Source organism: Achromobacter sp. GbtcB20 (assembly GCF_019091095.1).
GTDB lineage: Bacteria > Pseudomonadota > Gammaproteobacteria > Burkholderiales > Burkholderiaceae_B > Achromobacter > Achromobacter mucicolens.
Genome location: NZ_JAGXJZ010000018.1, coordinates 29,517 through 43,171 on the forward strand (window position 1 = coordinate 29,517; position 13,655 = coordinate 43,171).

The 13,655-nt window shown below is 65.1% G+C and carries 15 protein-coding genes and 1 pseudogene; 8 read left to right on the forward strand and 8 right to left on the reverse strand.

The features are described from left to right. Positions 1-34: 34 nt before the first annotated feature. Positions 35-694, reverse strand: a complete 660-nt coding sequence (locus KVT32_RS20800; RefSeq protein ID WP_152385182.1) for a thiopurine S-methyltransferase — start codon at positions 692-694, stop codon at positions 35-37. Positions 695-846: 152 nt separating this feature from the next. On the opposite strand from KVT32_RS20800, the gene KVT32_RS20805 reads away from it, so the two are divergent. Then, positions 847-1,608: a hypothetical protein gene (locus KVT32_RS20805; protein ID WP_152385183.1), complete on the forward strand. Its 762-nt coding sequence runs from the start codon at positions 847-849 to the stop codon at positions 1,606-1,608. An 11-nt stretch (positions 1,609-1,619) separates the two neighbouring features. Here KVT32_RS20805 and KVT32_RS20810 read toward each other — a convergent pair. The 4 genes and pseudogenes from KVT32_RS20810 to KVT32_RS20825 all read right to left on the reverse strand — a co-directional run. Continuing rightward, a pseudogene (locus KVT32_RS20810) lies at positions 1,620-2,372 on the reverse strand (YoaK family protein); the annotation flags it as partial. 73 nt (positions 2,373-2,445) lie between these two features. Continuing rightward, positions 2,446-3,132, reverse strand: a complete 687-nt coding sequence (locus KVT32_RS20815) for a lysozyme inhibitor LprI family protein (RefSeq protein WP_175155025.1) — start codon at positions 3,130-3,132, stop codon at positions 2,446-2,448. Then, positions 3,129-4,358, reverse strand: a complete 1,230-nt coding sequence (locus KVT32_RS20820) for an SMI1/KNR4 family protein (RefSeq protein WP_217618819.1) — start codon at positions 4,356-4,358, stop codon at positions 3,129-3,131. The genes KVT32_RS20815 and KVT32_RS20820 overlap by 4 nt, the downstream gene beginning before the upstream one ends. 194 nt (positions 4,359-4,552) lie before the next feature. After that, entirely contained in the window at positions 4,553-5,599 is a 1,047-nt protein-coding gene (locus KVT32_RS20825; protein WP_056326889.1) for an aldo/keto reductase, read from the reverse strand. Positions 5,600-5,918: 319 nt separating this feature from the next. Between KVT32_RS20825 and KVT32_RS20830 the strand changes: the two genes are divergently transcribed. The 3 genes from KVT32_RS20830 to ycaC all read left to right on the forward strand — a co-directional run bounded on the left by KVT32_RS20830 (position 5,919) and on the right by ycaC (position 8,756). Then, positions 5,919-6,878 (forward strand): AraC family transcriptional regulator, encoded by a 960-nt coding sequence (locus KVT32_RS20830; RefSeq protein WP_254636966.1) that lies wholly within the window; start codon positions 5,919-5,921, stop codon positions 6,876-6,878. A gap of 150 nt (positions 6,879-7,028) precedes the next feature. Then, complete coding sequence (locus KVT32_RS20835; RefSeq protein ID WP_062841754.1) at positions 7,029-8,000, forward strand: LysR substrate-binding domain-containing protein; 972 nt, start codon at positions 7,029-7,031, stop codon at positions 7,998-8,000. A gap of 129 nt (positions 8,001-8,129) precedes the next feature. Next, complete coding sequence (gene ycaC / locus KVT32_RS20840; RefSeq protein ID WP_128827375.1) at positions 8,130-8,756, forward strand: isochorismate family cysteine hydrolase YcaC; 627 nt, start codon at positions 8,130-8,132, stop codon at positions 8,754-8,756. Between the two features lie 79 nt (positions 8,757-8,835). Here ycaC and KVT32_RS20845 read toward each other — a convergent pair whose 3' ends face one another. Next, a complete protein-coding gene (locus KVT32_RS20845) occupies positions 8,836-9,987 on the reverse strand; it encodes a sterol desaturase family protein (RefSeq protein WP_056326880.1) in 1,152 nt (383 codons plus the stop codon). A 253-nt stretch (positions 9,988-10,240) separates the two neighbouring features. Between KVT32_RS20845 and KVT32_RS20850 the strand changes: the two genes are divergently transcribed. Together KVT32_RS20850 and KVT32_RS20855 are read left to right on the forward strand one after the other, a co-directional pair. Then, entirely contained in the window at positions 10,241-10,483 is a 243-nt protein-coding gene (locus KVT32_RS20850) for a YdcH family protein (RefSeq protein ID WP_056326879.1), read from the forward strand. 267 nt (positions 10,484-10,750) lie between these two features. Next, the gene (locus KVT32_RS20855) at positions 10,751-11,092 is read left to right on the forward strand and encodes a hypothetical protein (protein WP_128827374.1); all 342 of its coding nucleotides are present in this window, start codon (positions 10,751-10,753) and stop codon (positions 11,090-11,092) included. A 36-nt stretch (positions 11,093-11,128) separates the two neighbouring features. Here KVT32_RS20855 and KVT32_RS20860 read toward each other — a convergent pair whose 3' ends face one another. Next, the gene (locus KVT32_RS20860) at positions 11,129-11,455 is read right to left on the reverse strand and encodes a hypothetical protein (RefSeq protein WP_056326870.1); all 327 of its coding nucleotides are present in this window, start codon (positions 11,453-11,455) and stop codon (positions 11,129-11,131) included. Positions 11,456-11,671: 216 nt separating this feature from the next. Here KVT32_RS20860 and KVT32_RS20865 point away from each other — a divergent pair, with 216 nt between their 5' ends. Continuing rightward, a complete protein-coding gene (locus KVT32_RS20865; protein ID WP_217618820.1) occupies positions 11,672-12,583 on the forward strand; it encodes a DNA/RNA non-specific endonuclease in 912 nt (303 codons plus the stop codon). A 135-nt stretch (positions 12,584-12,718) separates the two neighbouring features. Beyond that, complete coding sequence (locus KVT32_RS20870) at positions 12,719-12,985, forward strand: hypothetical protein (protein WP_056326865.1); 267 nt, start codon at positions 12,719-12,721, stop codon at positions 12,983-12,985. A gap of 93 nt (positions 12,986-13,078) precedes the next feature. On the opposite strand, the gene KVT32_RS20875 is transcribed toward KVT32_RS20870, so the two are convergent. Further along, entirely contained in the window at positions 13,079-13,543 is a 465-nt protein-coding gene (locus tag KVT32_RS20875) for a hypothetical protein (RefSeq protein WP_254636967.1), read from the reverse strand. Positions 13,544-13,655 lie beyond the last annotated feature (112 nt).

A 13,655-nucleotide genomic window follows, 5' to 3' on the forward strand; every position in this document is an offset into this window, starting at 1 on the left:
GAATCGAACGGGCCTTTTACCGGGGCGCACGGGGTCAGGCCTGCACGCCCAGCCGGTAGACCACGGTGTCCAGGCGGCTTACGCCCGCCGACTGGAACTTGGGTTCCTTGTCGAGGATGTCGCGGCGGTCGATGATGACCGCAGGCGAAACGCCGGAAAAGATCGCCTGCACCTCGCTGTCCACCACGGAAAACGGGGGGCCGGCCATCTCTTCTTGGGGATAGTCCAGCGTGATGAGCAGGCCCCGGTACGACGGCGACAGCTGACCGTAGACGTGCCGCACGTAGTCGGCACGCATCGCGTCGGGCAGCGCAACGAGCGCCGCGCGGTCATAGACGCCCACGCAATGCGACAGCACCTGGGCATCCAGCTTGAAAATGTCGCCGCAGACGATCTCGATGTTGCCAGCCACGTAATGGGTCCCGTACACCGAATCGTGAATCACCGGCCGCAGCTCGTTCTCGTCAAAGAATTGCTCGACGGCAAGCTTGGACAATTCCGCGCCCAGCACCTTATGGCCTTGGGCGGCCAGCCACACCATGTCCAGCGACTTGCCGCAAAGCGGCACGAGCACCTTGCCGCCCTTTGGCACGTCCAGCGACGGCCAATATTTCTGCAATAACGGCGTGACCCGCGTCTGATGAAAATGCGTGCGCCCTTCGCGCCACCGTTCCAGCCAGAATTCCGCGTCCATGACTTGTCTGCTCCTCCAAAGGATCCGTGTCGCACACGTTGCGCGCAGGACGATCGCTGGATTGTATTCCCGGGCCGGCACCCGCGCGCTTTTCCCCGCGCGCCGCGCTTTTGGGTATCTTATGTCCCCTCGCGTTCACTTCTCCGAGCCTCATGCAACGCCGCCCCCTGCTCCTGACCTTGGCCAGCCTGATCGCCGCACCGTTGCACGCCCTGGCATCGCCCAGCCGAGACGCCATCATCCGCGGCGTGTTTTCGGCGCCGGCAGACGGTTTGCCCTACACCGCGCAGCACGCCGCGCTGATGCGCCTGTTGCGCGTGCAGTGGATGCCGGTCGAGTCCGGGGCGCCCGCCATCGATTTCGAGCAGCCCCTGCTGGGCGGCGACGATACGCTGGCCATCGTCCGCCGCACGCTCGATACCGCCGACGATGCCCTGGCGGTGCGCAGGATGGCCGAAGTCTGCCGGCTGGTGCCGCGCTATGTGCGCGCGATCGGCAAGCTGTCGCCGGGCCGTTATGACGTGCCGGCCGAAATGCGCGAGGCCTTCGACTTTCCGGAAAGCGGCGTGGGAGCGGACGGCACGTTTGCACTGCGCGATGCGCACCTGATCCTGCTGCGCGCCGCCGACTGGCGCGAAGCCGAGGGGCCGGCGTTACAGGCCGTGCTGCGCGAAGGCGATCGCTTCTGGCCCATGCCCTACATCGATGGCAAGCGGCCGTACGGCGGCGCGAGCTTCTATCAGATCGACATGGCGCGGTTGCTCAAAGCGCCTTATCCGCTGGATGCCAGGGGCTATGCAGTCACCGAACCCGCCAAGGACGCCCGCCTGGCACGGCTGCATGCCGAAACGCTTGCCGCGCTGCAGGTGTTCCTGCGCCATTCCACTGCCGCCAAGCCGAAGCGGCAGCATTAGGCGCCCTTTGCGCGGTGCATGAAGCTGCGGATGTCGTCCAGGATCGGCACCGCGGCCAGCAGCATCAGCAACAGCGCCAGCGGCCAGGTCGATCCAAAACCGAAGTTGTAGAACGAATACGCGCCGGTCACGCCGCCCACGAAGAACAGGGTCACCATCAGGCTCAGGACGATGAGCTTGCCGCGGTCGGCCAGCACCCGCGGCATCGTCTGCGGATCGCCTTTGGCGACGTTCCAGTAGAACAGCTTGCCAAGCTCGATGCCGATGTCGGTCACCATGCCCGTGACATGCGTCGTGCGGATCTCGGACCGCGACACCTTGGTGATCATCGCGTTTTGCAGGCCCATGATGTAGCACAGCAGCATCACCGTGCCGGGCACGTAGAACCAGCGCAGCGTTTCGAGATTGGCGCCCAACAGGCCGAAGACGAGCAGCAGCACGGCCTCGAGCAGCAGCGGCAACGCATATTCGCTGGCCAGCCGGGACCTGCGGCCAAAGTTGATCAGGAAGGCCGAGCTGGCGGCGCCGGCCATGAACGACAAGAGCGCCGCCAAGCCTTGCAGCACCACGATCACGCCGCCGAGCGCCATGTGATCCGCCATCAGGGACACGATGCCGGACATGTGCGAGGTGTATTGCTGGACCGCCAGGAAACCGCCCGCGTTGACGGCGCCGGCGGTAAAGGTCAGCAGATAGGCGAGATGGCGGTTGGCTTGCGGGCTTCGGCTGACGGCGGTCAACCGGCGCAGATACGGGATGGTCACGCCAGTCCTTTCAACAGAAGAGCGTATTCACTGCGATTTGGAAACCATTCTAGACGCGCCGGGGCGGGATCGATCAAGGCCGGGATACGGGATAGTAAACGCCGCCCAGCGCGCCGTTCAGACCGCAGTACGGCCGGCCTGCGGCATCGGCCGCCCCCGCCGGCGGGATTTCCGACACCACAAGGCCGTACCCCTTGCGCGACAACGTCAGCGTCCAGCCCTCGGCATCGGCGGTCTCGACGACCAGCACCTTGTTCTTGATGGCGCCCGTGCCCCGGACATCGCACACCCAACGGCCGTTTTCCGGATGCGCCGCGGAGCCGTCGAACGACAGGCTGCCATCGGGCTGCCGCTTGATCGAGACGCCGCCCGCGAGGTTCTCCCAGTCTCCCTCGAAGCCCTGCCGCCGCTTGAGCACCAGCGACGCAAGAAAGGCATCGCGGTACTTCAGGCGGTCGGCAAGTTCCTTTTGCGGCGGATCGTTGCCGGGCGGCGACGCAAACGCCTCGTCGCGCACCTGAACGAACCAGCGCTGGTCTTGCGTCAGCGCCTTGCCCGTCGCGGCATCGAAGGTCATCCTGGCCTTGCCGAAGTGTCTGGCAATGCTGGCATCCTGCCCGGCTAGCGCGCCATCGGCGCAGATCGCCTTTTCGACCTCGGTGCGCGCCTTGGCGCAATCGAACGAGGCCGTGCCGGCCGCCCAGGCGGCCGCGTTGCCCAGCGAGAGGCACAGCGCCAGCGCGGCCAGACGGCGATTCATAGGGAAAATTCCCGCAGGTTGGCGACCCGCTCAGCCAAGCCTTCCGCGCCCAGGTAGTGCCCCAGCGAGCCCGCGCGCACGCGCTTGAGGTCTTCCTGGTAGCGGCCGGCCATCGAATCGCGGACCTGGGCATAGGCGTCGGCAAGCCCATCCCCGCACGCCTGCGCGATCAGACGCGCGGCTTCCGGGGATCCGCAGGCGACGCAGCGCGCCACACCCAGCGCATCGGGCACGGCGCCGTGCGCCAGCAGCGCGGCGACCAGCGCGACGGGCGGCTGCCGGTCGAACCGGTGCAGGGCCGTCGGGCTGACCGGCGCGCCCGCGTCCAGCAGCGCCTGGGCCGCGGCGTACGCATGCTGCATCAGGGCCACGTCCAGCGGTTGGGCGCTGCCGCGCAGCGGCGCATCGAAGCGCATGCCCTGCGCCGCCAGGCGATGCACGAGCCCGGCGTCGTCGTGCGACAACGCGTGCTGCAAGGCCAGCGTGGCAAGACTGGGGGTGCCGGCCAGCGTGCCGGCCTCAAGCGGGCCGCGCCAGTCCGCCAGTGCCCGCCGGTGGAACGCGGCCACGCGGTCGGCAAGCGCCTGCGGCATCCCATGGTCCGACACGCGTTCATCCAGATACTCCAGCACGCGCAGGCCGGTGCTGTTCTCGTCTTCGCCGGGGTCGGTTTCCAGGCGGAGCGCGGCAAAGGCCGCGTGCAGGTCCGGGGCGATCGTGGCGATGCCGTCCTGCTGCAAGGCGTGCGTCCAGCCCGGCAGGCCCTGCTTCCACGCGACCACACTGCCGGCCTGCGGGCCTGGCTCCACGGCGACGTAGATGCGGTCGCAGTATTCGAAGCCGCCAATAGGCAGATAGCGCAACTTCCCGTTCCAGGTAGCGCCGTCCTCGGCGGCGGCGTCCTGGGCGCACTCCTGTTCGTGCTCGATCCAGCCTTGCACGTCACGATAGTGATCGCTGCCGTCATAGAAGAGTTCGGACCAGCTCAGGGCCTCTTCATTGCCATCCATCTGGGCGCGCAGGTCGTACGCCAGTTCGCCCCCGGCGGTGAGCCGCCACAGGTCGAGCAGCGCGGGCGGGAGCGGCCCTTCGCACAGGGCCTGGATCTCGGCGATACGGGCGTCGGGCAATGGCGGCTGCACATCGATCAGCAGGCGGTCCGCGAACACCGCGATGCCGTGCTCGCGCAAGGCCTGCAGTTCGGCCGACGTGAAAAACTCGCTCATGGTGATGCTTCAAGGAAAAAGGGACTGGTCCGATTCTACTAGCGAGCGGTGAATCGTCGCCGGGCCAAGATGGCCGACCGCCGTTGATTTACGGCGTTTGTCCTGGGCCTTCTCCATGAGGCTGCGCGGCATCCCTCCGGCGCGGACCGGCGGCAGGACGCCGGTCCGCGAGGATTTCCCTAGCGCGGTGCGGGTCAGGCCTCGCCCGATTCGCGCAACTGCTGGCGCCGGTATTCGCCCTGCCGCACATGCATCCAGCCCGGGTATTCCGGCGGCAGCGCGCTGACCTTGTCCAGCGCGGCCAGTTCCACCCCGGTCAGCCGGATGTCCGTGGCCGCCAGGTTGTCCTCGAGCTGATCCACGCGCTTGGCGCCGATGATGACGCTGGTGACGACCGGCTGGTGCAGCAGCCAGGCCAGCGCAACCTGCGCCACCGACACGCCGCGCGCATCCGCAATCAGCCGCAGCGCGTCGATGCTGTCGTAGGCGCGTTCGCGGTTCACGGGCGGGAAATCGAACGCCACGCGGCGGCTGCCCGCCTCGGCTTCGCCGTCCCGGCCGTACTTGCCGCTGAGCAGGCCCCCGGCCAGCGGGCTCCACACCATCAGCCCGACGCCCTCGCTTTGCAGCATGGGCACGAGCTCGCGTTCCAGATCGCGCCCGGCGACCGTGTAATAGGCCTGCAGCGACTCGAAGCGCGCCAGCCCCAGGCGTTCGGAAATGCCAAGCGCCTTCATGATCTGCCAGGCGGCCCAGTTCGACACGCCGATATAGCGCACATGGCCATGCTGCACCAGCGTGTCCAGCGCGCGCAGGGTTTCCTCGATGGGTGTGGCCGGGTCAAAGCCGTGGATCTGATAGAGGTCGATATGGTCGAGCTGCAAGCGCGACAGGCTTTTCTTCACGCCGTCCAGGATGTGCACGCGCGAATTGCCCCGCGCGTTCACGCCCGCGCCGGTCGGTCCGAAGACCTTGGTGGCAATCACCACATCTTCGCGCGGGATGTTCAGATCGCGCAGGGCCTGGCCCGTGATGATCTCCGAACGTCCTTCGGAGTAGACGTCCGCCGTGTCGATGAAATTGATGCCTGCGTCGAGCGCGCGTCCCACCAGCCGGTTGGCGTCCTCCTGCTGCAGGCTGCCGATCTTGCTCCAGAGCTCGCCTTCGCCGCCAAAGGTCATGGTGCCCAGGCACAGCTCCGAGACGAACAGGCCCGTGCTGCCGAATTTCTTGTATCGCATGTTTGCTCCTTCAGGGGCTGGCGGGCGCGCTGGGTTCCGGGACGGAACGCCGCTGCGGCAGCCTGCCGGGGTGCGGACAGTATGCGACCAGCGGGCCCGGCGCGCGCTGCTTGATCCTGCCCTTTTTTTGCCTGATTCTCCGGCACGGCAGCCAGGCCGGACCGACCCGTCGTTTTCTCCGGGATTCCTGCCTGATTCTCCATTCCCCCACGGGGACCCACCACCTGAGGCCCGAGATGGCAATACACTGGCGGACACCCAATCCTCCGCCGTCGTCGCCTCTCAAGGTGACGAACGGTGCGCCTGCGAGAGCCCGTCAATGTCCCTGAATCCTGCCCGATCGCTCGCCCCCATCGGCGCCGGTCACGACACCGCCTGCGAACTGGCGCGGTCCGAGTTGCTTTGCATGCTGGAGCGCATGACCGGCAATCTGGAAGGCGCACTGGACACGCCGATCGAAGGCTTGTACCTGCACCGGCTGTCGCAACCGTCCGGGGCGAAGCCGGTCCTGCAGAAGGCGGCGCTGGCGGTCATTGCCCAGGGGTCGAAACGCCTGCTCATCGGCGAGGAGACCTATGAATACGATCCCTTCCATTTCCTGATCTCGTCGGTGGACCTGCCCGTGGTGGCCAAGGTGTCCGTCGCCAGTCCCACCCTGCCCTATCTGGGCTTGCGGGTAGACCTGAACCCCGAGGAGATCACCGCGCTCATCAGCGATGAAAACCTGCCGCCGCTGGTTTCTTTGGAAGCCTCGCGCGCGCTGTGCGTCAACCCGCTGGGCAGCACCCTGCTGGACGTCGTGCTGCGTCTGCTGCGGCTGCTGGACACACCCCAGGACATTCCGATTCTGGCGCCGATGATCAAGCGCGAACTGCTGTACCGCCTGCTCATGAATGGCCAGGGTGTCGTGCTGCGCCAGACGGTGCTGCAAGACAGCCAGCTCAACCGCGTGGCCAAGGCGATCCGCATCCTGCGAGACAATTTCGCGCAACCGTTACGGGTGGAAGAGATTGCGCGCGACGTGCACATGAGCGTGTCGTCGCTGCATCATCATTTCAAGCAGGCCACCGCCATGAGCCCGTTGCAATATCAGAAGCACCTGCGGCTGCAGGAAGCGCGGCGGCTGATGCTGACGGACGATGCCGGCGTGGCGCTGGCCGCGCATGCCGTGGGCTACGAGAGTTCCTCGCAGTTCAGCCGCGAGTACAGCCGCCTTTTCGGCGCGCCGCCGCTGCGCGACAAGCAGCGCTGGAAGGACGAGACCGCGCTGGCCGCCTGAGCGCTGCCCCGACCCGCGGGTCCCAAGCCGATCTCCCCCCGTGCCTAGAAGACGCCCCCGATTTGTCCGCGTAATGCCGCATCTCTAGGGAATCGGCGCCGCGCGCCTTAATATGCTCGGCGGCCCACCGACGACCTGAGAGGATTTTGCATGCACGACCTGAATGACCTTTATTTCTTCGTGGAGGTCGTCAAGCATGGCGGATTCGCGCCGGCCGGCCGGGCGCTGAACATCCCGAAATCGCGCCTGAGCCGGCGCATTGCCCAACTGGAAGAGCGCCTTGGCGTGCGCCTGATCCAGCGGTCCACGCGGACGTTCGCCGTGACCGAACTTGGACAGGAATACTACGACCAGTGCCTGGCAATGCTGGCGGGCGCCGAAGCGGCGCAGGATGTCATCGACCGCACCCACGCTGAACCGCAAGGCACCATCCGCATCGCCGCGCCGCCCGCACTCATCTACTACTTCCTGGGCAACGTGGTGGCGCGTTACATGGAAAAGTGCCCGAAGGTGAACGTCTACCTGAAGAGCTTCAGCCGGCCCGTGGACGTGCTGCGTGAAGGCTTTGACCTGGCCGTGCGGGTGCGCTTTGGCGCCATCGAAAGCAGCGATCTCGTGATGAAGAACCTGGGCATGAGCTGCCAGAGCCTGGTCGCCAGCCCCGCGCTGGCCCGCTCGTTGCCCGACCCCGCCGACTTGCAGACGATCAGCCGGCAACCCACCCTGGCGCTTGGGACCGAGCAGCGCGAATGCCAATGGCGCCTGCTGGGCCCCGGCAACGCGCGCCTTGCCGTTCCCTTCATGCCCAGGCTGGTCACGGACGACATGCTGGCGCTCAAGCAGGCCGCGCTGCGCGGTGTGGGCGTCGTGGCCCTGCCCCTTCTGATGATCCGCGAGGAACTTGACGCGGGCACGCTCGTGACCGTGGGCGCCCCCTGGCAACCCGAGCCGGGCAGCGTGCATGCCGTCTTTCCGTCGCGCCGCGGCCTGCTGCCGGCCGTGCGCGAACTGCTGGATTTCATGGGCGCGGAGTATCGTGAAAATGCGCGCCGAGAGGCTGAAACGCAGGCGCGCCACGGCATTCCCACGCTGAACGCGCTATCGCCGGCGTTCAATTTATAGAACGCTGAGGTGCAAATCACCTGACTACCGGCTGTATCGTCCTGAAATTAGTATTCCTTCTACGCACTCAGCGTTGTTCACAACACCGCGCACCACCGCGCAAAACTGAATCGACCAAAGGAATCAGCCATGACCAAGCCCTACGTTAAGCTCGACAAGTCCCAAGCCGCCGTTCTGCTGGTGGATCACCAGGCGGGCCTGCTGTCCCTGGTGCGCGACTTCCAACCCGATCAATTCAAGAACAACGTGCTGGCCTTGGCCGACCTGGCCGAATACTTCAAGCTCCCCACCATCCTGACGACCAGTTTCGAAGACGGCCCCAACGGCCCGCTGGTCCAGGAGCTGAAGGACAAATTTCCCGACGCGCCGTACATCGCCCGCCCCGGCAACATCAATGCCTGGGACAACGAAGACTTCGTCAAGGCGGTCAAGGCAACCGGCAAGAAGCAATTGATCATCGCCGGCGTCGTGACCGAAGTCTGCGTCGCCTTCCCCGTGCTGTCGGCCATCGAAGAGGGTTTTGACGTGTTCGTCGTGACTGATGCGTCGGGCACCTTCAACGAAGTCACCCGCGACGCGGCGTGGCGACGCATGGAACAGGCAGGCGCACAGCTGATGTCGTGGTTCGGCGTGGCGTGCGAACTGCACCGCGACTGGCGCAACGACGTGGAAGGCCTGGGCACCCTGTTCGCCAACCACATCCCCGACTACCGCAACCTGATGGCTTCGTATTCGGCCTTCAAGTCGGCCAAGTAAGGCGCGCGGCAGGGCTGCCGGCCGTAACCCGCTGAGACGGCAATGAAAAAAAGGCCCAGGCGATATGCCTGGGCCTTCGTCATTTCGCCTTGCGGGCGAAGGGATATGCCTGTTGCGCCAGGAAGGTTCCTGGCATGTCGTTGTCCAGAATGCCGTAGTGCTGCGGCAACCGGTTGCCCACCCCGCGCACCGCGGTGCCGAACAGGTAGTCGATGAAGGAAAAGTGCGCCGCGTAGTTCTTGTCGATCGCCTCGGTATCGGACGAATGGTGCCAGTGGTGAAAGTCCGGCGTGACGATGATGTAGCGCAGCCAACCCCATGGCAGCTTCACGTTGGAATGGATCAGCACCGCCTGGAAACCCACGATGATGATGTAGGCGTCGAGCACCGCCTTGGAAAACCCCAGCACGAACAGCACGCCCAGCACAGCCACGCGCGTGATCAGCAGTTCCACGATGTGCAGCCGCGAGCCGGCCAGCCAATCCAGCGTGCGCGTGCTGTGGTGAACCGCATGGAAGCGCCACATGAACGGCACCTCGTGATAGATACGGTGCGCGGCGTACTGCGCCAAGTCCGCCACCAGCACCGCCACGAATAGCTCGAGCAGATACGGCATGGACTGGATGGCCTGCTGCAGCGGCTCATAGGCCGCCCAGGAGAACAGGCGGTGAATGAAGAAGTTGATGCACAGCAGCACGGCCCCCACCGACAGGTGATTGAAGAGGAAGTGCTTCATGTCCACCTGCCACTCGCCCCGGAATACGGGCTGGCCAGGATAGAGCGGTGTCAGCTTTTCGAAAATGATAAAGACGGTGCTGGACGCCAAGAGGTCCAGGATGAACCAATCGAGTCCCAGATACGGATGGCCGCCTGCGTTCGAGGCCGTGACGGCGACTTGGCTGCCGCCCGCGGCCACCGCGCAGCAGACCAGCACGAAGGCCGAGATATTCAGCCAGCGCTGGCGGCCAAGCACGGTATTGGCCAGCGCGATCGAGCCCGACACCAGCAGCGCGCTGAACAGCAGCGTGCGCATCGCCTCCACCGAATAGAAGCTGCGCAGCTCCGGCGTGGTGAGGTAGGCGGGAAAGTGGAACGCCAGCACGCCCAGCACCGAAAGGATCGCCAGGAAAAGCGCGATCACGCCGCTCATCATGCCGGTGCCGGGGTGGATCCGGCCATCCTGTTTGAAAAGGTCCATCACTCTGCGGTAGACCGGGGCGCGCTCTTTCATGGGTGTTCTGGGACAGTCCAAAGGGAAGCGAGTGTATCGCCGGGGACAGGGCGTCCTGTAATGAAAGGTGAACGTACGCGACAGAATGACTCATTTTGAGGGAGCCCTTGCGCCCCATCAACGGGCGGGAGGCACGCCGCAGCCCCTGAGGTTGACAAGCCGTTGGCGTTGGCGTGTCATGGGCTTGACGCTGATGAAGGCGTCGAGCCAGGCGCATCGTCGGTCCCGTCAACCGGTTCCTCAAGAGGCCTTTATGTTCCCTGAATACCGCGAGCTCATTACCCAACTGAAATCCGAAAACGCTCACTTTTCGGCGCTGTTCCAGCGGCACAACGATCTGGACCAGGAAATCCAGAACATGGAGGACGGCATCACGCCGTCCTCGGGCACCGCGATCGAGGTGCTAAAAAAAGAAAAACTGCACCTCAAGGACAAGCTCTACGGACTGCTCCGCGCAGCCGACCAGAACGGTCACGACAAGCGCAACGGCAGCTGACCTGCCGCCCCATGCGGGCTACATCAGTTCCAGGCCCGCGCCCTTGACGACGGCGGCGTACTTCGCCATTTCGGACCGAAAGTACGCCACCGTCTGCTCAGGCGGCATCAGGACGATACGGTTGTTCTGAGTCGCCATCGACTGCTTGACCTCCGGCGAGTTGAACGCGCGCGCGAGCGCGTCAAATCCCTCATCCTTCTGGCGGACGGCGAAGGCGGCAGTGCGCTGCTACGCTGCCCTACCGTCGTCCATCGAGGAACGTCCGCCATGAGAACCGCAGTTGGCGTCGCGTGCGCATTGGCCATGCTGTTGTGCGGCGGTCCGGCCTTTGCCCAGTATGTGGTGCGCACCCAGGACATGAGCGGCAAGTGGAGCGTGCCCAACCCGCACTACGAAGGCGTGCCCGAGCTCTTTCGCGCCAGTTCCGGCGCCAAGCGCGCATGCCTGGATCGCGGCCCGCCCAGCAACCTGTACCGAGCGACCAAGGTGATCGACCTGCGCACAGGCGAAGAAGTGCTGGTCGTCGACTGCATCCCGATTCGCGCCGAGCAGCGCCAGCGGTCGGAACAGATTCGGGCGAACGCCTCGAAGGCGGCGCCAGCGCAATGAGGTATTGCCGGCCGGCGCAGAGGGTGAAACTGCGCGCTATCGCGTCCGCGCGCCGTCCTTCTCGCCAGCGGACGAATTCACGTATTCCTTGACCGTGCCGTCCTTGTTGTAAGTCACGGTCAGCGTGCGCTGATCCTGCATGGCGCCGAACTCGCTGTTGTTGAAGTAGAACCACGACGCCGTGCGCAGCCCCTGCTTACTGACGCTCTGCGTGCGGGGCGGGCCAAAATCGCGAACCATCTCATCGAACGTCGTGACGTTGATCTTGATGGCTTGCACCTTCGATTGCGTGACCAGGTCTCCCGGCGCGGGCGAGGCGCAACCCGCCACGAGCGCGGCCACGAAAAGCACGGACGATCTCATTGAATTTCCCCAATCCTGACGGCCGGCATGTGCGGCCGTTGTGGTGATGACGTTGTGGTTATGAATTTGGAACGAGCATAAGAATACCCCGGCCAACGATCTTGCCGTGGTCGGCGTCGGCCCGATTGCCCGGCCTGCGCCTGTCATGTTGCGGTCATCTACAATGCCGCCAGTTGCCGAGCGCGAAGTGGCGCCGGCCCGCAACAAACAGGCAGCATGACCCGCGCGAAGAAATCAGCACCCAGAAAGAAAGCCCCAGCCAGCAGAAGCAAGGCCGCAAGCGGCGGCCGCATCTTCCGGTTCCTGCGCACATTCGCGCTGACCTCGGTGGCCGCCTTCGGCGCAGCCACCTATGCGCTGAATCCGCAGTGGCGCCCTCAGTTTTCGCTTGACGACATTCTTGCGCGCGTCGGCTGGCCGACCCACGAAAAGTTCGCGCCCGCGGCGGTGCCAGCAGGCGGCATGGCGCACACGCGCTTTGCCGAGTGTCCGCAGTTCTTCCCGCAGCAACGCCCGCCGGTCGTCCCGGCCAGCCAAGCCCTGCGCGAGCTGTGCTTTTCCAACTTCGCCATCTTGCACAACGGCCAGACCAAGACGCCGGTATTCGTGGCAGAGCGCCTGAACCGCAAGATATTGACGCAGGCGCAGGACATGCAGCGGTCCGACAAGTTCTATGCCGAAGCGCGCGTGCCCCGCGCCGAACGTGCCGAACTGACGGACTACCGCGGCTCGGGCTATTCCCGCGGGCACATGGCTCCGGCGGGCGACATGTCCACGCCCGAAGCGATGGCGCAGAGCTTTTCGCTGGCCAACATGGTGCCTCAAGACCAGCGTCACAACGGCGGCCCATGGAGCCAGATCGAACAGGACACGCGCAAGTACGTCATGCGCGCCTCGGGCGACGTGTATGTCTTCACCGGCCCCTACTACGGCGACAAGCCCAAACAGATCGGCTCGGGCGTGGCCGTGCCAAGCCATCTGTTCAAGGTCGTCTACGATGCGTCCACCGGACGCTCGTGGGTGCATTGGCAGGCCAACAGCCCCAGCACCACGGCAGGCGCGCCCATCAGCTATGAGGAATTCGCACGGCGCACCGGTATGCAACTGCTGCCATCGTCGAAGCCTTGACGATCGTGCAAGACGGGAATCGTCGTTCTACTGTGCCCACATCCAGACCTGCATGGCTGGCTGCATGCGTTTCGTGGTCGCACTTTCAACAGCGCAGCGAGTGCAGTAGGATGCACCGACCGACTGGAGGAAATTATGCAGACCGCAAAATGGGACTTTCAGATCGCGCAGCCGGAGCAGGACGGCGATGATTGGCGCATTGGCTATACGCTGATCTCTCCCATCGCCGGCGTGCCGTCCGAGCGCATTGCCATCGATGAACGGTTTCATTCCGCCCATGGCGCAATTGCCGAGGCCACCCGCCTCGCGCAGATTCACGTCGCGGATCTGAATGGCGAAGCGCCGACGTTCGAAGCGCCTAGCGATTCCGAGGTGCCGTTCGACAAGGATCAGCGGTTTTAGGCAGCGGCGCCCATTGGAAAAACGCTGCTGCCACGCAAGCATGTGCCGCATGGCAGCGAAACACCGCGTTTCATACGTTCGGAAGCGACCCGTTCAACGCGCGGGCGCCGGTGCACTGCCGGCCGGCGTGGCGGGGTTGGCCGGGGTAGCGGGCACCTGGATCTCTTTCTTGCGCAGTACGCCTCCCCCCTGCACGCTGCCTTGCACACTGGTGGGCGAGTTCATCTTCGCCACGCAGGTCTGCCGGTGGGATTCCGGCAGACGGTTGCAGCGCGCCAGCTCGTTCTGGCGGAGCTGTTCCGGGCTCTGCGCGTTCAGGTTCTGACGATCACGCTCTTGCCGTGCCGCAGCCGCTTCGCGCAGGCACGTCTCCAGCGGTTGGCCAGAGGCGCCACTCTTGCAGGTCGCGACATCCTGCTGATGCTGCGCTTGCGAGGTAGCGCTGGTGTCGGCAGCATGGGCCGCGCCAGCCGTCCACGCCAGACCCGCCAGGCAAAGAATCGCGGAAAAGCTTTTCAGGGACACTTGAACAGCATTCATCTTGTGAACAGCATTCATGGTCGGCTCCTTGGGAAAAGGGGGATGCGCCCGGCGACGCGCCGCGCGGCACCTCCCGCCGATATATCTACCATGCGGCAATCATCGGCCGCCACGAACGCAGTAACGCGAT